17 protein-coding genes and 1 riboswitch are annotated in these 21,877 nt (G+C 27.6%); of the genes, 15 read left to right on the plus strand and 2 right to left on the minus strand.

The window, feature by feature from the left end:
- The first annotated feature begins 218 nt into the window (after positions 1-218).
- The 3 genes from BUA48_RS00825 to BUA48_RS00835 are packed head-to-tail and all read left to right on the plus strand — an operon-like array spanning position 219 to position 2,298.
- On the plus strand, positions 219-836 hold the full coding sequence (locus tag BUA48_RS00825; RefSeq protein ID WP_072829093.1) for a class I SAM-dependent methyltransferase: 618 nt from the start codon (positions 219-221) through the stop codon (positions 834-836).
- A 42-nt stretch (positions 837-878) separates the two neighbouring features.
- Complete coding sequence (locus BUA48_RS00830; protein ID WP_072829096.1) at positions 879-1,442, plus strand: GNAT family N-acetyltransferase; 564 nt, start codon at positions 879-881, stop codon at positions 1,440-1,442.
- A gap of 28 nt (positions 1,443-1,470) precedes the next feature.
- Positions 1,471-2,298, plus strand: coding sequence for a GNAT family N-acetyltransferase (locus tag BUA48_RS00835; protein ID WP_072829099.1), 828 nt, complete (start codon positions 1,471-1,473; stop codon positions 2,296-2,298).
- A 202-nt stretch (positions 2,299-2,500) separates the two neighbouring features.
- Here the strand turns inward: BUA48_RS00835 and BUA48_RS00845 are convergent, their stop codons facing one another.
- Entirely contained in the window at positions 2,501-2,875 is a 375-nt protein-coding gene (locus tag BUA48_RS00845) for a PH domain-containing protein (protein ID WP_072829104.1), read from the minus strand.
- A gap of 557 nt (positions 2,876-3,432) precedes the next feature.
- On the opposite strand from BUA48_RS00845, the gene BUA48_RS00850 reads away from it, so the two are divergent.
- The 10 genes from BUA48_RS00850 (at position 3,433) to BUA48_RS00890 (ending at position 14,855) form a co-directional block, all read left to right on the plus strand.
- Positions 3,433-4,287 (plus strand): alpha/beta fold hydrolase, encoded by an 855-nt coding sequence (locus BUA48_RS00850; protein ID WP_178138926.1) that lies wholly within the window; start codon positions 3,433-3,435, stop codon positions 4,285-4,287.
- A 193-nt stretch (positions 4,288-4,480) separates the two neighbouring features.
- A complete protein-coding gene (locus BUA48_RS00855) occupies positions 4,481-5,224 on the plus strand; it encodes an SDR family NAD(P)-dependent oxidoreductase (protein WP_072829110.1) in 744 nt (247 codons plus the stop codon).
- Between the two features lie 477 nt (positions 5,225-5,701).
- Positions 5,702-6,487, plus strand: a complete 786-nt coding sequence (locus BUA48_RS00860; protein ID WP_072829112.1) for a pseudouridine synthase — start codon at positions 5,702-5,704, stop codon at positions 6,485-6,487.
- Between the two features lie 187 nt (positions 6,488-6,674).
- Positions 6,675-7,346, plus strand: coding sequence for a response regulator transcription factor (locus tag BUA48_RS00865; RefSeq protein ID WP_072829114.1), 672 nt, complete (start codon positions 6,675-6,677; stop codon positions 7,344-7,346).
- 1 nt (position 7,347) lies between these two features.
- Entirely contained in the window at positions 7,348-8,361 is a 1,014-nt protein-coding gene (locus BUA48_RS00870) for a sensor histidine kinase (protein WP_072829117.1), read from the plus strand.
- Positions 8,362-8,481: 120 nt separating this feature from the next.
- On the plus strand, positions 8,482-9,249 hold the full coding sequence (locus BUA48_RS00875) for an ABC transporter ATP-binding protein (RefSeq protein ID WP_072829119.1): 768 nt from the start codon (positions 8,482-8,484) through the stop codon (positions 9,247-9,249).
- On the plus strand, positions 9,242-11,188 hold the full coding sequence (locus BUA48_RS00880; RefSeq protein WP_072829121.1) for an ABC transporter permease: 1,947 nt from the start codon (positions 9,242-9,244) through the stop codon (positions 11,186-11,188). Before BUA48_RS00875 ends, BUA48_RS00880 begins: the two co-directional genes overlap by 8 nt.
- Before the next feature lie 351 nt (positions 11,189-11,539).
- Complete coding sequence (locus BUA48_RS00885; RefSeq protein ID WP_072829124.1) at positions 11,540-11,914, plus strand: hypothetical protein; 375 nt, start codon at positions 11,540-11,542, stop codon at positions 11,912-11,914.
- 376 nt (positions 11,915-12,290) lie between these two features.
- The gene (locus BUA48_RS15455; protein WP_178138927.1) at positions 12,291-12,455 is read left to right on the plus strand and encodes a hypothetical protein; all 165 of its coding nucleotides are present in this window, start codon (positions 12,291-12,293) and stop codon (positions 12,453-12,455) included.
- Between the two features lie 135 nt (positions 12,456-12,590).
- Positions 12,591-14,855 carry an ATP-binding cassette domain-containing protein gene (locus tag BUA48_RS00890; protein WP_072829126.1) on the plus strand — a complete coding sequence of 755 codons (2,265 nt, stop codon included), beginning with the start codon at positions 12,591-12,593 and terminating at the stop codon, positions 14,853-14,855.
- A 241-nt stretch (positions 14,856-15,096) separates the two neighbouring features.
- Here the strand turns inward: BUA48_RS00890 and BUA48_RS00895 are convergent, their stop codons facing one another.
- The gene (locus BUA48_RS00895; RefSeq protein ID WP_072829129.1) at positions 15,097-15,624 is read right to left on the minus strand and encodes a DUF4825 domain-containing protein; all 528 of its coding nucleotides are present in this window, start codon (positions 15,622-15,624) and stop codon (positions 15,097-15,099) included.
- 963 nt (positions 15,625-16,587) lie between these two features.
- Between BUA48_RS00895 and BUA48_RS00900 the strand changes: the two genes are divergently transcribed.
- Both BUA48_RS00900 and BUA48_RS00905 read left to right on the plus strand, forming a co-directional pair.
- The gene (locus BUA48_RS00900; protein ID WP_072829131.1) at positions 16,588-19,278 is read left to right on the plus strand and encodes a leucine-rich repeat domain-containing protein; all 2,691 of its coding nucleotides are present in this window, start codon (positions 16,588-16,590) and stop codon (positions 19,276-19,278) included.
- Between the two features lie 260 nt (positions 19,279-19,538).
- A riboswitch (cobalamin riboswitch) is annotated at positions 19,539-19,738 on the plus strand.
- A gap of 196 nt (positions 19,739-19,934) precedes the next feature.
- The gene (locus tag BUA48_RS00905) at positions 19,935-21,857 is read left to right on the plus strand and encodes an aconitate hydratase (RefSeq protein ID WP_072829132.1); all 1,923 of its coding nucleotides are present in this window, start codon (positions 19,935-19,937) and stop codon (positions 21,855-21,857) included.
- Positions 21,858-21,877: the final 20 nt, after the last annotated feature.

Consider the following 21,877-nt stretch of genomic DNA (forward strand, 5'->3'; position numbering starts at 1 on the left):
GTAATGTAATCGTGTAGTATTTCAAAATCAATTTAGAAAACTAAATAATCAAATCAATAAAATATATTAATATATACTTCTAAATGTTAAAACTACATTAGTATATTTTATAAATTTTAATATTTTATTATAAGGTTATAACAATAAAAGGCTAAGTAGTTGGGTATGAGTTATTATATATACCCAAATTAATACTATGAAAGGAAAGGATATGTAAATTGAAAATTTCGGAGTATGTAGGGAGTCAATTTAGAAATCCTCAAGGTATATTAGGAAAAATAGCATGTTTTTTTATGAATAGAATAAATAAGATACAGTATAATCTTGTTCTCAACGAAATAATTAATAAAGATAATATGAGAGTATTGGATATAGGATATGGCAATGGTTATTTAATAAAGAATATTTATAATAAATGCAAGTGTGACATAAATGGAATAGATATTTCCGAGGACATGAAAGAAAATGCAATTAAGAGAAATAAAGAAGGAGTTTTACGTAATAAAATTAATTTAGAAATTGGAGACGTTTGTAACCTACACTATGAAGAAGAAAGTTTTGATTATGTAACTTCTGTTAATACAATTTACTTTTGGGATGATATGGAGAAGGGATTAAGAGAAATACAAGGAGTCTTAAAGCAAGGCGGTAGATTTGTAAATGCTATTTATTCTAAGGAGTGGCTTGAAAGTTTAGCTTATACTAAGCAAGGGTTTAAGTTATATGAAATAGAAGAAATAGCAGAAAAGGCTAGACAATGTGGATTTTCAAAAGTAACAATAAAAAACTCTAAGAATAAAAAATCCTATATTATAATTTGTGAAAAATCTAAGTAAATCTTAAGTTTAATTTTGAATTATGGGGAAGGGTGATTAAAAATGAATAAGTTAAGAAAATTAGTAGGGGAAAGATGTTTTTTATCTCCAGTAGATATCAGTGAAACAGAAATTGTTGCTAAGTGGAGTAATGATATAGATGTAGCACTTAAAACGGGGGATATATCTGATATGATTTCATATGAAATACAAAAATCATATTTAGAGGGGATGAATAGTAGAAGTGGATATGGATTTTATATAGTAGATAAATGCAAGGATGAAGTAATAGGAATTGCTAGACTTATGCGAATTAACTTTATTAGTAGAAATGCTGTTATGGGTATGTTTATTGGAGAAAAGGATAACAGAGGTAAGGGATTAGGAACTGAAGCTACTAAATTACTATTAGACTTTGGATTTAACATACTTAATCTTAAAAATATTATGGTTGAAGTTGTTTCTTTTAATGAAGCATCTTTAAACCTTTGTAGAAAATGTGGATTTAAGGAAATAGGTAGGAGAAGAAAAGCTATTATTTATGGAAAACATGAGTATGATGAGGTATACATGGATATATTAGATGAAGAATTTGAAGACTTTGTAATTGAGGAGCATTTAAGATAACATATAGTTTAAAGATTGGGGAAGTATAATGAGAAAAGTTAATATTATTACAGAGCGTTTAAGGAAAAAAATATTAGAATTATTATATAAAGATGAAATGTACAACTCTATTTTAATTGAATTAATTCAAAGCAGTAATAGTGAGTTAGGAGATTTGTATATAAGTGAGAATGAAAAAGAAATAACTGCAATTTTACATGTAAAGAATGATGGGAACTCAGATTTAACTAATTTTGCATATACATCAAAATTAGGATTAAATGATATAGGATGTAAGATTAAGGAGATAAAGTATAATAAAATTTTATTAGCAGGGAAGCTAAAGGATGTACAAGCCTTATTTGAAATTTTAGAATTCAAAAATACTATAAGTCCTGATATTTTTTATAGGTTAAATATTAAAAAATATCAAGATATTAATATGAAATTTAATTGCAAAATTAGATTGGCTACTTCTAATGAAGAAGATATAGATAAGGTGAAAAGTTTTACAACCTTATTTTTAGAAGCGAAGACGGAAGAAGAAATAGAAAGTATATCTAATAATGAAAAAATATTAGAGAAGATTAATAATGGTATTTATTTATTAGACTTCAAAAACAATTCCGTTGGAATGTCTAGGTTTATAGGAAGAACTAATAATTTTTTAGAAATAACAAGTGTTTATATACAGGATCCATATAGACATAAAGGATTTGGAAGGGAATTAGTTGCTCAAATGATTGAAATTGCAATTAAAGAAGATAAGATTCCTATGCTAGCTACATCACATGATAATATTAGTGCAATGAAATTATATGAAAAAATGGGTTTTGAAAAACAAGAAGAATATGCTTATGAATTTTTAATTCAATGATAATTTGAATAAAATAGAGTGGAAGATAAATATCAGGCTATTAGGTTAAGTATTACAATTGAAGAGGGTATTGAATATTTTTATGATAAAGTAAGATGTATAGGTTTACAGGAGAAAGTATATTTAAGTATGGTAAATTTACAAAAAATTAAAAGGTACTGCATGTCTACTTTAAAAAGAAGCTATGCAGTACCTTTATTTATTATAAGATGTAATTTCCTATAAGTTTGCTTAATGTACGTATGTCAAAGTTACCTTTGATTTCAAATTTAACTTTACCAAGACTACTGAACCATAATTCAAGTTCACAATCTAAGTCAAAAGTACCTGCAGTTTCAACTGAAAAAGCTTGTACCTTACTGTAAGGTAAAGAAGTATAATCTACTTTTGATCCAAGCATTCCTTGAACATTTACAGCGATTATACGTTTATCTGTAAAGATAACCATATCTCTTACGCTCTTTAGTGCAGCAAATATGTTTTCACCGTCAATTAGAAGTGGAGCAACTTTTTTATATCCATCTTGAGGATCAACAGGTTTTAATTTTAAATATGAAGCATTTTGAAAATCTATCATTTTATAATCTCCTTCGAATAATTATTTAATAATTTTGAACATTGCGATAAGTTAAATGATTATCTGTATTTATAATCTTAAGTTTATTATAATTAAGTTATATGGATTTCAATTATAAAACTACATTTAAATTTAGAATTAGGTTTAAAGTAGTAATAGTTAATTCTAAATAGAATGGAGAATGATTAATAAAATTATACAATAAAAGAATTATTAAGCAAATTAAATGATTTCTATAAAGATAAAGTGAAACACTTTACTAAGATAATAATTACTAAAAATTCTTTGACTTTAAACTTAAGATATCTTAAGCACAGTATATATTATTTTTATATTCATTGTAAATATAAATTATGTGAACTTATTTAAAATAAAGTTAATAAAACTTAAGAAAAGTAATTATTATAGTTTTAAAGTTTAAGTTTCGAAGAAGTATATTAATTATTATAAAGAATCAGATAAATAATAAAGGGGGATTTGGTAAGAGTGTTATGCATTGAAAGATACTCTTTTACTAAGTATAAACTATGAAAGAAAAATTTTTGAATAGTGGTGATATGAAAACTAGGGTTTATGAATGGGGAAATGAAGGAAAACCGACTCTTATTTGTATACATGGTTTAGGAAGTACAAGTCTTAGTTTTTTAGAAGTAGCAAATTTTTTAAAAGATGAGTATCATATTTTTTCTATTGATTTACCTGGACATGGAAAAACTACTGAATTTAAAACTGATAAAGAGTATGAAATTCCAAACTTATTAAAATGGCTTTGCAATGTAATTGACTTAATAGAGAAAGATGAACTTTATTTAATGGCACATTCTTGGGGTGGATGTATTGCTCTTCATTATGCGGTGAATTTTCCTGAGAAAGTAAAGAAAATTTTATTACTAGATGGAGGGTATCATGTAAAATCATTTGAGTATGAGTATTTTTCTAAAGTAGATAAAAGTAAACTTGGATTTAAACCTAGTTGCACTTTAGATGAGGAAATACAGTCTTATGAAAGCGATTTTGATGGATATGTATTTTCTAATTGGGAAAGTTTTTTAGAGTGTGAGAAAAATAATTATTTAAGATGGTCAGATTTATTAGAGGTTGCAGCTAAGGATTTAATGAAAAAAGAAGAAAGTGGAGAGATTAGGTTTGCAGTTAGGGGGAGAACTGCAAGAGGAGCTATTAAATCTATGTATAAGTATCCTACTGATGAATTATTTGATAAGATAGACGTACCTATATTACTTCTTCAGGCTACTCTTCCAGATGGCTGGAGAGAAATTAGAGAATTGCAGGTAAAGAAATTTAAAGAGGAAACTAACTCTATAGTGAGAGTCTTAGAGGGAACTACTCATTTGATTCATTGGGACAATCCATGGTTAATAGCAAAGTATACTATGGAATGGATGAGATAACATATTTTAAAATGATAGAAGGTAATAAATTGTATAAAAAAACGCACTTATTTTCAATAACTATTAAATAATAACTGTTATTTAATAAAGTGTGAAGTTTTTATATTTTTCATATATATAAATAAAAATGATGATATAATCACACTATATAGAATATTAATTTAAGTAGATAGATTAAGGAGGTAATGCATAAATGCTAAAGGGTAAAGTAGCTATTGTAACAGGTGGAACAAGAGGAATTGGTTTTGCTATTGTAAAGAAATATTTAGAGAACGGAGCAACAGTTGTTTTATGTGGCTCAAAACAAGAAACAGCAGATAAAGCTGTAGAAAAGCTTAAAGCAGAAGATAGTAATTATAAAGTAGAAGGTATTGCTCCTAATTTAACTTCCTATGAAGAAGTAAAGGAAGCTTTTAAAGATGTAAAAGATAAATATGGAAGCATAGATATACTTGTAAATAATGCGGGTATTTCAGCAAGAGATAGCATATATCAATATAAAGCAGAAGATTTTAATAAAATTATGGATTTGAATGTTAATGCAGTTTTTAATTGCTGTCAAGTTGTGTCTAACATAATGAAGGAGCAAAAGGGCGGAGTAATTTTAAACACAAGTTCAATGGTAAGCATTTATGGTCAACCAGCAGGTTGTGGATACCCAGCATCTAAATTTGCAGTTAATGGACTTACTAAATCTCTTGCAAGAGAGCTTGGCAAGGATAATATACGTGTTAATGCTGTTGCACCAGGTGTTATTAACACAGATATGGTGGCTAGTCTTCCAGATGAGGTTATAAAGCCTTTAATCGCTACTATTCCTTTAAGAAGAGTTGGAGAGCCAGAGGATATTGCTAATGCATTCCTTTTCTTAGCTAGTGACTTAGCAAGTTACATCACAGGAGTAATTTTATCAGTTGATGGAGCTACAATGAGTTAATAACTTAAAAAGTATTTTTTATAATTGAACAGTAAATTTGAAGAATATTTAAGATAAATAATATATAATGAAAATCCTAGGTTATTTAGAGCCTAGGATTTTTATTATTATATAAGTTATAATTAATGTAGTTCAGTTGTGTTAATAGCTATATTTATTTTATAAGGATAGTTAACCATAAATAGTTTTAAGAAAGCTTAGTAGAATATATAAGTTCTAATTAATAGACTACATTTATATTAATTATTAAATTTACTCTATAATGGACCTTATATAAATATAAGAAAGATTATTTATTAGAAGATATACATATATGATTTATTTTTCTTGAATTAAATATTAGAGTTTAGGTAAGGTGAATTATCATAACTTTACGCAAAATAAAAAGTATTGTATATTAGTATAAGAATTTTAGCATAATAGAAAGTAATTTAATGACTAAAGGTTTTAGTTAACTAAGGATTAAAAGGGGACAAGATGAGACTAGATAAATTTTTGGCAGAAGCATCTGTTGGAACAAGAAAAGATGTGAGAAATTATATTAAAGAAGGAAAAGTAAAGGTTAATGACGAAGTTATAATAAAAGCGTATTTAGAAATTGATGAAAATAAAGATGTTATTACATATCTTGATGATGTGGTTATGCATAGTGGAAGAGTATACTATATGTTTAATAAACCAGCAGGGTATATTACAGCTAGAAAAGACGAATTCAGCAAAACTGTGTTTGATTTTTTTCATGAAGAAAATTCAGAGGGAATATTTCATGTAGGAAGGCTTGATAAAGATACTGAGGGATTACTATTATTCACCAATGATGGTGACTTTAATAATAATTTAATGTGTCCAGAAAAGCATGTTAAAAAGAGATATTTTTTCATAGCTTTAGGATTTTTAGATGAAACTAAGATTAATTTATTGGAAAGTGGAATTTCTATTGGTGAAGATGAAGATATTACAAAACCCGCAAAGCTTGATAATGTAGAGTGTAAGGACTATGGATATTTTAATGAAACTACTAATGTAAGTAAGTTTTACTCTATGGAGCCTAGTAGATATGATGCACCAGTTGTTTCAGGGTATCTTACTATTTCAGAGGGACGTAAGCATCAAGTAAAGCGTATGTTGAAGGCTGCAGGGTGTTATGTTATATATTTAAAGAGAATTTCCATTGGTGATTTAAGCTTAGATGAAACTTTAGAAATGGGTCAATATAGAGCTTTAACGGAAAATGAGATAAATAGTGTTTTAAGAAAATCATAAGGATTCAAACTTATTGGTTTACAATACATATGTATAATCAGATATATTTTAAAGGTATTGAAGCTTTATTCTATAACTTATGTTTTGCTATGTTTTTTAAATAAGGATAAATGTAGACTCTTTAAGAAAATATAGTCTGCAGAAGGTAAGAGTAATATTATATAAATTATAAAATAGGGGTAATTTTATGTATAGGATTTTAATTGTTGAGGATGATATGATAATTGCAAAGGAGCTTGAGGGCGCTTTAAAACAATGGGGTTATGAAGCAAAATATGTTTCTGAATTTAATGATGTTATTACAGATGTGGTGTCTTTTGATCCTCAATTAGTACTTTTAGATATATCCTTACCATTTTTTAATGGTTATCATTGGTGTAGTGAAATTCGTAAAATATCAAAGGTTCCTATTATATTTATTTCGTCAATGTCGGACAATATGAATATTGTTATGGCCATGAATATGGGGGGAGATGATTTTATTTCTAAGCCCTTTGATTTAAATGTAATAGTAGCAAAGATCCAAGCACTTTTAAGAAGAACATACTCTTTTAATGGTACAATGAATGTAATAGAACATAAGGGAGTGGTTTTAAACCTTAATGATACAACTATTCAATATAAAGATTTCAAAATAGAGCTTACCAAAAATGAGTTTAAAATAATACAAATTTTACTTGAGAATGTAGGCAAGGCTGTATGCAGAGATGATATTATGACTAGATTATGGGAAAGTGATAGCTATATTGATGATAATACCCTAACAGTAAATGTGACTCGCTTAAGAAAAAAACTTAGCGAAATGGGACTTAGTGATTTCGTAAAAACAAAAAAAGGTATTGGGTATATGGTGGAATAATATGAATGAAGAATCTTTTATATACATTTTTTATAGATATCTTAGAGATAAGATAAAAAATTTGATTTTATATGGAATTTTTATAGTAATATTTTTAGGCGTTTTTTCTTTATATAATTTAGAAAAGGAAGCTATAGTATATGCTTTTGCTTTATGTTTTATAGTAGGGTTTATATTTATGGCAATTGACTTTTATAAGAATTATAAAAAGCATAATAAACTTTTGATTTTAAAAAAACAAATTAATAACTCCTTGGATGCAATGCCAGATGCAAAGGGATTATTAGAAGAGGATTATGCAAAGGTTTTAATAGAAATTTATAAATTAAAGCAAGATGCAGCTTTACAAAGTGATATGAAACAAAGTGAAATGATGGACTATTATACTCTTTGGGCACATCAAATAAAGACTCCTATTGCTGCTATGAGATTACTTCTACAAAAGTCACAAAATGAGCAAAATAAGGAATTATTAGAGCAACTTTTTAAAATAGAAGAGTATGTGGAGATGGTTTTAGGATATTTAAGAATAGAAAGCTCAACCTCAGATTTAGATTTTAAAACCTATGATCTGGATAGTATAGTTAAGCAAGCAGTTAGAAAATATGCTAAGATCTTTATAAGAAAAGGTATCGCTTTAGATTTTAAGAAAATAGAGTGTAATGTTATAACCGATGAGAAATGGTTAGTTTTTGTGATTGAGCAAATCCTCTCCAATGCATTGAAGTATACTTCAAAGGGAAGTATATCTATATACATCAGTGATGAAAAAGAAAAAACTCTTATAATTAAGGATACAGGAATAGGAATTGCAAAGGAAGACTTGCCTAGAATATTTGAAAAAGGCTTTACAGGATATAATGGCCGCATGGATAAGAAAGCTACGGGTATAGGATTATATCTTTGTAAAAAAATATTAAGAAAGTTATCTCATAAGATAGCAATTGATTCGGAGGTAGGAGTAGGTACTATGGTGAAAATAGATCTTTCTTCTATAAATACTATTATTGAATAGAAAGAATACCTTACAGAAGTGTAAGGTTGCAGGATAAGATGTAAGCTAAGGTTATGGATGCTTATATCTTTTTTTCTTATAATAAAAGTATAGTTAGAATTGAGTTAGGGGGAAGAAAAAATGGCATTATTAGAAGTTAATAATTTGAAAAAAGTATATACAACAAGGTTTGGAGGAAATCAAGTTCAGGCCTTAAGCAATGTAATATTCTCAGTAGAAGAAGGAGAATACGTTGCTATTATGGGTGAATCAGGTTCAGGGAAAACTACCTTATTAAATATATTGGCATCCTTAGATAAACCAACTAGTGGAGAAGTGCTTTTAAATGGAAAAAATATTGTATCTTTAAAAGAAAGTGAAATTACAGCCTTTCGTAGAGAGAATTTAGGCTTTGTATTTCAAGATTTTAACTTACTGGATACCTTTTCATTAAAGGATAATATATTTCTACCACTTGTATTATCACGTAAAAACTATGAAGATATGGAAAAAAGACTTGAGCCTATAGCAGTACAATTGGGAATTAAAGATATATTAGCTAAATATCCTTATGAAGTATCAGGTGGACAGAAACAAAGAGTTGCGGTTGCAAGAGCACTTATAACCAATCCAAAACTTATATTAGCGGATGAACCTACAGGGGCACTTGACTCTAAGGCAACAGATTATTTATTAAATTTATTCACAGATATTAATAAAAATGGGCAAACAATATTAATGGTAACTCATAGTACAAAGGCAGCAAGCCATGCTGGAAGAGTATTATTTATTAAGGATGGGGAGGTATTCCATCAACTTTATAAAGGGTCTATGAGCAATGAAGAGATGTTTGAAAAGATTTCTAACACACTAACAGTGATTGCCACTGGAGGTGGAGCAAATGAATAATTTATTTTATTCTAAATTAGCAATAAGTAATATAAAAAAGAATGGTAAAACCTATATTCCATATATAATTACTTGTATATGCACAATTATTATGTTTTATATTATGCATTCACTTTCTATAAATAAGGGATTAGATGAAGTAGCTGGCTCAGCAAATTTAAAAACTATTTTATCCTTTGGAACTGTTATAATAGCAATATTTTCTTTTATATTTCTTTTTTATACAAATAGTTTTCTTATAAAAAGAAGGAAAAAAGAAATAGGTTTATATAATGTATTAGGACTTGATAAAAAACATATTGCTAAGGTATTGTTATTAGAGAATCTTGTTATCTCAGTAATAAGTTTAGTAATTGGACTTTTAGGAGGAATAGTTCTAAATAAGCTAATGTTTTTATTACTTTTAAAAATGCTTAATTTTAAAGTAGTTCTTGGATTTCAAATAGATCCATCCTCAATAGGGTTAACAACTACTCTCTTTATTAGTATATTTTTAGTAAATTTACTGTGGAATTTGTTTCAAATTAAGCAATCTAATCCTATTGAGCTTTTAAAGGGTGGCCAACATGGTGAGAAAGAACCAAAAACAAAGATAATTATGACTATAATAGGCTTAATAGCTCTTGGTTCAGGTTATGGAATAGCATTAACAGTTGATAATCCACTAGAAGCTTTAAGTCTATTCTTTGTTGCTGTTATTTTAGTTATGATAGGAACTTATGAATTATTTACAGCTGGAAGCATAGCACTTTTAAAGCTCCTAAGAAAAAATAAAAAGTTTTACTATAAAACTAAAAACTTTATTTCAGTTTCAACTATGATGTACAGAATGAAGCAAAATGCAGTAGGACTTGCTAACATATGTATTTTAAGTAGTGCTGTTCTTGTGGTTTTATCTACAACAGCATCTTTATATGTAGGAATGGAAGATACCTTAAGGTATAGATATCCTAGAAATATTACAATTTACACTGAAAATATAAGAAGTGAAAATATAGAAAGAGTAGATGATATTTTAGATAAGGAATTAAAAGAAAATAACGTTAAAATTAAAAATGCTTTCAATTATACTTATAATTCTTTTGTAGTTTCTAAAATTAATGATGATAAGTTTTCCTTTGAGGCAGGATCTGCTTATGATTCAAAATTAAATGCAATAATGACTATTAATCTTAAAGATTATAATAGAATGGCAGAAAAAAATATTACACTTAATAGTGATGAAATTATGATATTCTCTACAGATAATAGCTATGAAAAAGATACTATCACTTTTGGAGAGAAGACTTTTAAAATAAAAGAAGAACTAAATAAGTTGCCATTTATGGATAAAAACCCACTTGATATAGTAAGCTCTTATGTAATTATTACTAATAATATTGAAGAAATAAACAGTGATATGAAAAGCTCAGCATATACAATAGCTTTTGATATGAATAGTGAAGATAAGGATATGATATCACTTAGCAATGATTTGAGAGCTAGATTTGTAGAGAATAATCTAGAAGCCTCAGTAGATAGTGTAGATGAAAATAGAGAATCATTTTTGCTTATGAATGGAGGATTATTTTTCCTTGGGATTTTCTTGGGAACATTATTTTTAATGGCTACAGTACTTATCATATATTATAAACAAATTTCAGAGGGATACGATGATAAAGAGCGTTTTGAGATAATGCAAAAGGTGGGAATGAGCAAAGAAGAAATAAGAAAAACCATAAGAAATCAAGTGTTAATGGTATTTTTCTTGCCACTGTTATGTACAATTATTCATATAGCTTTTGCTTTTCCTATGATTACCAAGCTACTTGCAGTTTTAAATTTAATAAATAAGCCGCTATTTATGATGACTACAATAGTTACTATTTTAATATTTACAGCTATTTATGCAATTGTGTTTGCTATAACGGCAAGAATCTACTATAAAATTGTTGAGTAAAACATAAAAAATGCATTATAAGTTTATAAGTATATTAAAAGTGATTTTATATAAATTTAGACTAGTATTTCAAATTATAGAGTTGAATTTAAAAAAGTTTGTAATATACAAGTATTTTAAGTTCAGTGTAAAGTTCATGTATAAGGATGATAGGATTAAAGCTATCATCCTTTTTATAAGTAAAAATCTTTGATACATAAATAGAGGGTGAAAAATATTAAATATAGTTTGTGAGGGACAAAGAAGAGCTTGGAAAAGTAAGGCACTAATTCATAGCTTTACATATATAGTTTTCCTTATGACTTAGAATAATATATATGTAAAAGATAATGCTATCTATGAGGTGATTAAATGAAAAAAATAATTTCTTTCATAGTTGCATTAATAATCTCTTTTTCATTTATGCAAACAGAAGTATATGCAGATAATAAGGATAATAGATTTACTAACTTAGTAAGTCATGGAATTTATAAAATACAGAGTCATGGAGGAGATTTTATACCTGGAGTTTATAAAATTGAATTATTAAGCAAGGAGTCTATAGGATATGTTTTCGTAATAAGTAAGGATAGTGATCTCAGATATATTAGAAGGTTTAAAAATTCATCAGAAACAGAATCAAGGGTGTGTGTAATAGGACCATTAGAAGAAGGAGATTCCGTTATTATATATGGTGAATGTGAGTTTTACTTCAATAAAATAAAAGATGGTTTTTATTGCAATTAACCTTAAAATATAATTATAAAACTGCATATATTTAATTAAGAGGCTATTTCACTAGAGTTATAAATATAATATAGAGATAGGTATTTAGAAGATAACTTATCAGATATATTATGAATAACTTTTGTGGTATAGCCTTATTTTTTTCATAGTATAAAGTAAAATATATATTAAATTTTTTATACTATTGTAGTTTATTATTAAGAATAATAAACCTAGGTAATAGCAGAAATTCTAAAATATTTCTTAAGGAATATAAATTTATATAAAAATTATATGAAAATGCTTTATAATATATATATAATAAAAAATAGTTGAAATAAGTTCTGTAAGAAACATACTAAATTAAAGGAAAATTCCTTGGAAGTTGGTGAACTATTTGAAAATAGTAGATATAATGATGAAATTTTTTATGGATTTTTGGTATTTATGGCTTTTAATTATTTTAGCATTAATATTAGAAGTTTTTATTCCAAGGACTAAAAAGTTTTTTAAAAACAGATTTAATAAGACTGTAGTGCAGAAGAATAACATTGATAAATAAGATTTAAAGAGTTACGGCACTAGTACTTTATATAAAAATTTTAATTTTGACATAATTTCTGCATAAGGATATAATTGTAATATTAATCAATCATTAATATTATAACTAAAATCTAGGCTGTAAAAGGAGCTAAAGGTGCAGAATTTTAAAGAGAACTTTATAAATATAATAAATGCTAAGGAAAATAATTTAAAAAGTGTATCAGTTAAAATACCTAAAAAGCAAATAACTGTTTTTACTGGAGTTTCAGGTTCAGGTAAATCTTCACTTTGCTTTGATACTATAGCTGCTGAATCAAGGAGAGAGTTAAATGAAACCTTTCCTATTTTTGTGCAACAATATCTTCCTAAGTATGGAAGGCCCAAGGTGGATAAAATAGAAAATCTTCCTGTTACTATAGTAATAGATCAAAAGAAACCTTCAGCAAATTCTAGATCTACAGTTGGTACATATACAGATATATACCCCCTTTTAAGATTGCTTTTTTCAAGAGTTGGAACGCCCTTTGTAGGATATTCAGATATTTTTTCTTTTAATCATCCTTCAGGAAAATGTTCTCGTTGTGATGGATTAGGTTTTGTTAAGGATTTAGATATACATAAACTTGTAGATTTTAATAAGTCCTTAAATGATGAGGGAGTTATAAATTACCCTGCATTTACTACAGGGGCATGGAGATGGAAAAGATATGCTTACAGTGGACTTTTCGATTTAGATAAAAAAATTAAGGATTATTCAAAGGAAGAATTAGAATTATTTTTATATTCTCCTCAAATAAAGCTTAAAAATCCACCAGAGCAGTGGCCTAAAACTGCAAAGTTTGAAGGTATTTATCCGAGAATGTATAGAAGTGTAATAAACACCAAGGAGGGGAAGTTACACGAAAAAATACTAAATAAAATGGTGAAAACAGGTCTTTGTCCAGAATGTAGTGGTTCAAGACTTAATGATAAAATAAGAAGTTGTAAAATAAATGATAAAAATATTGCAGAGGTAGCGGATATGCCTATACCGGATGCAATTGAATTTATAAAGAACATAGAAGATAACTTAGCTCAGGATTTAAAAAGAGAACTTGTGACGCGTTTAAGAGCTTTAATGGATATAGGACTTGGATATCTTTCTTTAAGTAGAGGAACTTCAACTTTATCAGGAGGAGAAGCACAAAGAATTAAGATTGCTAAATATATAAACTCAGCTTTGACTGATATGGTATATGTTTTAGATGAGCCTAGTGTTGGACTACATCCACAGGATATACAGCTTTTAAAGGACTCCATAATTAAATTAAAGGAACATGGAAATACAATATTAATAGTTGAACATCATAGAGAAATTATTAACATGGCAGACTTTATAATAGACATGGGGCCAGAAGCAGGAGCTAAGGGTGGAGAAATAATCTTTACAGGTTCCTATGAGGAACTTATAAAATCAGATAATTTAACAGGAAAATTAATTACCAATAAAACTTCAATGAAGAAATCCTTAAGAGAAGTAAAAAAATGGGTTACATTAGAACATGCTAATTTACATAATTTAAAAGATATTAATATTAAACTACCTTTGGGAGTATTAGCAGTAATAGCAGGGGTAGCTGGCTCAGGTAAAAGTTCTTTAATGGAATTTTTCAATGAAAATTATGATGAGGAAATAGTCTTAATTCATCAAAAGGATATTGGTATAAACTTAAGATCAACTCCAGCTACATATTTAGATATAGCAGACGAAATAAGAGATATTTTTGTTAAAGAAAATAAGGTATCTAAATCATTATTTAGCTTTAACTCTAAGGGTGCATGTCCTGCATGTGGAGGAAAGGGAGTTATTGTTTCAGAGATGGCTTTTATGGATTCAATAGAAACACTATGTGATCTTTGTCATGGAAATAGATACTCAAAGGAAGTCTTAGACTATAAATATAAAAATAAAACTATAGCAGAAGTTATGGATTTTACAGTAGATGAAGCGGTAGAGTTTTTTCATGGAGCAAAATTTCTTGAAAAGTTAGATTCTTTACAAAAGGTAGGACTTGGTTATCTTCATCTTAATCAATCTATGACAACCTTATCAGGGGGAGAACTTCAACGTATTAAACTTGCAAGCAAGCTTAATAAAAAGAACTCTATTTTTATAATTGATGAACCAACAGATGGACTTCATCTTCAAGATGTAAGAAAGCTAATGAAGCTTTTTAATGAGTTAGTAGATGAAGGTAATAGTTTATTTTTGGTTGAGCATAGTGTTGATGTAATGAAGGATGCAGATTATATCATAGAACTTGGACCAACTGGAGGAATGGCAGGTGGAAATGTGCTATTTCAAGGAAAACCAGAGGGTATGTTAAGTTGTAATAAGTCAATAACAAGAAAGTATTTACTTGAAAGCCTACCAAAGTAGATAGAATATGCAATTAAGTAAGAAGCTTTATGGTAATTATAATAATAGATTAAGTGAAAAGAAAGAGAAGACTTTTCAGTAAGTAAATTATTTATCATTTCATAAGTGGTTTTTAGAGTCAGTGATATAGTAATAAAAAGTTATAATAAATATAATAGTCCCCTTTAGAAAGAACTAACCTATTCAGAGCTTTCTAAAGGGGATTGTTTATTTTGAAAAGTTATTGAATATATAAGTTGGTTTATTTTAGTGTAGATTTTATAAAGTTTTCTAAGGCTTTTTCCTCTTTAGTTATTTCCTCAAGATTATCTCCAAAGTCTTTTTTATAAGCATCTATAAGTTCATTCTTTTTATAAGTAATAGTTACACCTTTATCAAATTTGAAGTTTATTACATCAGCATTTTTTACAAGGGAAATTATGATCATAGCATTTTTAATTAATACATCCTCAAAGGGAAGAGATAATATGGATTTATCATCAAATTCAATAGAAGCAGAATCAAAATCTTTATAATTCACAGTTAATCCATAGGGTGTATGATCAGTTTGCAATTCAAAATCTTTAACATATTTATTAGCAGGTAAGTTCAATAGTATACCGCTGATAGATGAATTATCCCCTATATTGCAATCCTTATATTGAAGCAATTTGCTTATATTAATACTATTGTTAGTTTTAGATTTTTCAGTTATAGAGCAACCTATTAAACCTAGAGTTAGTATAAAACTTATAATTATTAATGAAAATCTAAATTTATTAAAAGTCATAGTTTATTTTAGTGAGAAGGTATGTTGTAAGTACCAAAGTCTCCCTAAATCCTCCTTTTGCACTATTGCGTATTTCTTAATGTACAATAAGTTAGTTTTTAACTTACATATTTTCTAAAGGGGTTTTATTATGCTCTTTATATAATGTTTCAGTATATTTAAAGCAACTAATAGTTATTTCCTTTAAATAAGTACTTATGAATAAGAAAAAATATATTACTAAAATTATTACATAGAATTATAAAGTAATCAAGAATAGGTGTAAAGTAAGTATAAGTTAACTTACATCATAAATAAACTAAATTATAAAGAATGGAGTAGGGTACAATGTACATTAAATAATAGTAATAAAATTAAAGTTTTTTAGATAATATATTTAATTTGAGTGTTAAAATACTATCCACGTTTTGGATTTGTTCTAGCAAGCATTTACAAAATTACTGCTCCATTTAAAGTTCCAGATGAATCATTTATGGCAATTGAATTAAAAAAGAGGCTTTAAAGGATAAAGAAGGAACAGTTATTTATGCACAGGAGTTTTTTATGTAGAGAGTATTTCTTTATTTGATTTTTAGTTTACATAAATTTTGTTTTGAAAAATTCAAAACATATGAATGTTAAACTTATTAAAAGATATAGAAATAATATTGAAAAGATAAATTCAAAATACTATAAAAACTTAACATAAGTTTACAAAGTCAAAAAATACTTGGGGAAATTGTTTGTTAACAAAAATTTAACAAAATCATAAAAAGTCGAAAAAATAAATAAAGTGTAAAAATGAGTAAAATTTAACGTTAAACCTTAATATATTATAAAAATTACCAATAAAACAATAAATAACTATTATAAATAGCAATAGTTAGGTTTATTTACAAAAAATATACATAGGAGTATATTGAGAGGGCATGCATGCGAATATTTTTATATTTTTAGTAGAAAAAATAAGAAAGGAAGAAAGTTATGCAAAAAAAGATGAAAAAAAGAACAAGATTTTTAGCATTATTAGTATCATTTTTTATGTTATTCTCAATTGCTGGAACTCAACAAGCTATGGCTTATGTAATAAATAAAGATGAGCTTGTAACTCCTAATGAAAATGATATAGTACCAGATAATTTATTAAACTGGGTTTTAAGATATTATATGACACGCCAAACAAAGAACTATAAGCAAATTAAACCAGAGGATTTTAAAGGATTAGAGGAAATCTATTATTCTGAAGGTGACCATTATGATTTGTATGAATTTAATGTATTTGTAAAAAGCATGGAAGGGCTTCAATATGCTACAGATGCATATAGAGTTTTATTACCATATAATAAAATTTCAGATTTAAGTCCTATATCTAAATTAACAAAAGTAAATAAAATTAATTTTAAAGATAACTTAATAACTGATCTTAGTGATTTATCTAAATTAACTAATATACAGAGTCTTGAATTAGGTTTAAATAAAATTGAGAATTTAGAACCTCTTAAAGATATGACTAAACTTGAGGAGTTAGATCTTCCATATAATAAAATTTCTAATATAGATGTGTTGAAAAAATTCACAAATTTAAAGAAATTAGACTTGCAAAATAATAAAATAAAAGATATTACTGCCTTAGAAGGTTTAACTAAATTAGATGATAGATTAATTTTAGGAAATAACCAAATAGAAGATATTACTCCACTTGCTAATTTAACTAAAGTAAAAGAGTTAGATCTTTCTTCAAATAATCTTTCTGATATTAGTGTTTTGAAAAATCTTAGAGATTTAAAAATATTAAGATTAAGCAATAATCCAAAGATTAATGACTTTGCGGCACTTACTAACTTAACTCAGTTAGATAAATCAGAATTATGGTTAACTGGAACTGGAATAGGAGATAAAAAAGATGATTTATTTAAAGTAATAGATGTTAACAAAATAATAAATAGATTTAATGCTAACAACATAACTCTAGAGGATAAAGATAATGTAGAAGCAGCAAGAAATGAATATAATGCTTTACCTCAAGAATTAAAAGCTTATATTCCTGAATTAAGAATTACTGGAGCAGAGAATAATATAAGTAATCTTAAAAAAGGACAACCAACAAAATACTACGAAGAATTAAAAGAATTTGATAACATAGCAGATCCTATTGAAATTAAATCTTTAAAAATTAAGGTAGTAGATGAAAAAGGACAACCATTAAAGGATGTTAAATTTAATCTCCAAAATACATATGGAGATGTATTAAAAACTCTTGTTTCTGATGATAATGGAATAATTAATCATAAAGTAGCTTCTTATGATCAATACATGACAGAGGATATAGTAGTTGCTGATTCAGATAAGTATATTTCTAATGTTGATAAAATTAGATTTAAAACAGATGGGAAAGCAAAAATTGTTGAAGTAAATGGAATGGCACCTACAGGAAAAGAAGATTTAAAATTTATACTTAAAGCTAGAAATGAAGAAATTAAAGTTGACAAAACAAATTTAGAAAATAGTATAAAAGAAGCAGAAGGAAAAGATAAAACTGCTTATACAGAAGAATCTTATAAAGCAATGGAAGATGTTTTAGCAAAAGCTAAAAAAGTATTTGCAGACCTTAAAGTAACACAAGAGGATGTAGATAACATTACAAAGGTTCTTTCAGATGCTATAAAGGCATTAGTTGAAAAGGTTGTTGTGCCAGAAACACCAGCTGCAGATACTATTGTTATTACAGCAGTAGACCATAATGGAAAGCCATTATCAAATGTGGATTTTAATATTAAGAATTCATTTAATCCAACAGTAAGCAAAGTTACTTCAGATGGAAATGGAGTTATAAAATATACTACTCCATCATATATGATGTACACAATGTTTACTGTAACTTTAGCTGATGAAGAAAGATATTCTTCAAATCCTAAAAATATAACATTCTCAATAGGAGAAGATAATAACATAGTTAAAGTAAATAATGAAAAGATAGGTGGAATTGAAGATTTAAAAGTTAATATGACAGTTTTAGATAAAGTAGCTATTGAAAAAGAAAATCAAGCAAAAATTGATGCTATAAAAGAAAATGTAAAAGATACAACTGCTGATAATGTTAAGAAAAATGATGAAGTAGTTATAAATAAAGCAGTTACTGACTTAGAAGATTTATTAGCTAATATTGAAACTCTTACAGAGACTCAAAAAGCTGATATAAATACTGAAATTGCAAGATTAAAGGAAGTTGTTAATGTTTTTGAAACTGTAAAAGGCGTAGAAGAAAAAATTAATAATTTACCTGAAATTGATGATATTTCTGAAAATGATAAAGAAGCTATAAAAGCAGTAGAAAATGAGTTTAATGCTATTTCTGAAAATGCTAAATCATTAGTAAGTGCTGAAGCTAAGGAAAAGTTAAACAATACTTTAAAGGAATTAGAAAGAGTTATTAATGATAATAACAATGATGATGAGATAACTACTAATGAAAACAACAATAGCAATGTCAATAAAGAAACTGCTAATGACAATACTGTAAATAAAGAAAATAATAATGCTACTAATAAGAATAGTCAAAATGTAACTACTCCAATTACAGGAGATAATATGCCAATATTAGCATTAGGGGTTCTTATGATTATTAGTGCTATAGCAATAGTTTCTTTAAAAAGAAGAAATCAAAAAAGAGCCTAAGAAATAATATAAAAGCTTTATTTTGTTGATGGCAAAACTTCAAATTAAGTTATAAAAAACCATGAGTTAGAAACAATTTAAAAGGTTAAATGTTAGTTTACAATAAATCTTTTAAAGACCTATACTCATGGTCTTTTTTATTATCTTTAAATAGTTGGTACTATAGTTAAAAATAATTTTAAATAAAGTACCTATTTACATTTTTTAATAATAAATAAAGTTATTGACTATAAAGTTATTTAAGACTATAATGAAATAAAATTTAATATGTCAATAGAGGTACAAATAAAAAGTAGAATTTATTTTTTATTTGTTTAAAAGGGAAGTAGGTTAAAATCCTACGCGGTCCCGCCGCTGTAATGGTGAGAAACTTCAATTTATGCCACTGATTTTTAAATTGGGAAGGTTTGAAGAGACGATGATCCTAAGCCAGAAGAACTGCCTTTATTATACATTTCATAACTCTACGAGCGATAGGGGGGATGTCTAGGAATTAATTATAATTCTTTTTTGTCATGTAATTAATACCACTGGATTATTGCGCCACTTAGCTTTTAGCTGAGTGGTTTTTTTATGTTTGTTAAGTAATAAATCAGGTAGATTAAAGTGTTTATGTAGATATTAAAAGATATCTACACTAGTAGGGGGAGTTAACAATGTCAGGAACTATAACAGAGAAGATATTATTCTCACATATTGTTGAGGGAAAACCAGTAATAGGAGAAGAAGTTGCTTTAAAAGTTGATAATACATTAACTCAAGATGCTACAGGAACTATGGCTTATTTACAATTTGAAGCTATAGGCATAGACAGAATAAAAACTGAGTTAAGCGTAAGTTTTGTTGACCATAATATGTTACAAACAGATTTTAGAAATGCTGATGATCATAAATTCTTAAAGACTATTGCACAAAGATATGGATTGCATTTTTCAAGACCAGGAAATGGTATATGTCATCAAGTATTTTTAGAAAGATTTGCAACTCCAGGCAAAACCTTGATTGGTTCTGATAGCCACACTCCAACGGCTGGAGGAATGGGAAGCTTTGCTATGGGTGCTGGAGGATTAGATGTTGCAGTAGCTATGGCTGGTGAAGCTTTTAGAATAAAATACCCTAAAATTGTGGGAATCAAATTAAGTGGAAAACTTCAAAAATGGGTTTCTGCAAAGGATGTAATATTAGAGCTTTTAAGCAGAGTTGATGTAAAAGGTGGAGTAGGTAAGGTATTTGAATACTTTGGACCAGGAGTTAAAAATTTAAGTGTTCCAGATAGAGCAACTATAACTAATATGGGAACTGAAACAGGATGTACAACTAGTATATTTCCAAGTGATGAAATAACTAGGGAATTTTTAAAAGCTCAAGGAAGAGAAAATGATTGGATTGAATTAATTGCAGATGAAGATGCCAAGTATGATGAGATCATTGAAATTAATTTAGATGAAGTTGAGCCTATGGCAGCACTACCTCATAGTCCAGGAGCTGTAAAAAAGGTATCAGAAATTGCAGGTATAAAGGTAGATCAAGTTTCAATTGGTTCTTGTACAAACTCTTCACTAAGAGATTTACTTATTGTATCAAAAGCCCTTAATGGAAAAACTATATCTGAAGATCTTCACTTAACTATAAGTCCAGGTTCTAGACAAGTAGTAGAACACTTAATAAATAGTAAAGATATGAACTCTTTAGTACAATCAGGAGCAAGAATTTTAGAAAATGGTTGTGGACCATGTATAGGAATGGGTTGTGCACCAAGTTCAGCAGGAATTTCAGTTAGAACATTCAATAGAAACTTCCTTGGAAGAAGTGGGACTAAAGATGCACAGGTTTATCTAACAAGTCCTGAAACTGCTGTTGCTACAGCTTTAACAGGAGTTTTAACTGATCCAAGAACTTTAGGTAAATGTCCAGATTTTGAGATGCCTAATAAGTTTGAAATCAATGACAATATGATAATAAAACCATTACCTGCGGAAGAAGCAAAGAATATAGAGATTGCTCATGGACCTAATATTAAGCCATTACCAAAGTTCTCTCCATTACCAGATAAATTAGAAGGTAATGTTCTTATAAAACTTGAAAATAACGTTACTACAGATGATATTATGCCAGCGGGAGCTAAGATTTTACCTTTACGTAGTAATATACCTGAAATTTCAAAACATGTTTTTGAAAGTGTAGATGGAGAGTTCCATAATAGAGCAATAGAAAATCAAGGTGGATTTATAATTGCAGGGGAAAACTATGGACAAGGTTCTAGTAGAGAACATGCAGCTTTAGCACCGAAATACTTAGGAGTTAGGGCGGTTATTTCCAAATCCTTTGCACGTATTCATATGGCTAACTTAATTAATTTTGGTATTGTGCCATTGGTGTTTGAAAATTCAAAAGATTATGAAAAGATTTCAGCGGGGGATAAATTAGAAGTAGTTATAGGTGATTTGAGAGGAAAAGCTCTTTTAAGAAATATTTCTAAAAATGAAGAAATTGCTCTTACTCATAGCCTTTCAGAATTAGATGCTTCTATATTGAAGTTTGGCGGTAAATTACCTTGGATTAAAAGTAAAATTAAATAGTTAAAAGGGGAGAAAATTAG

This window comes from Clostridium collagenovorans DSM 3089 (assembly GCF_900130005.1).
In the GTDB taxonomy this organism is placed as follows: Bacteria; Bacillota; Clostridia; order Clostridiales; family Clostridiaceae; genus Clostridium_D; species Clostridium_D collagenovorans.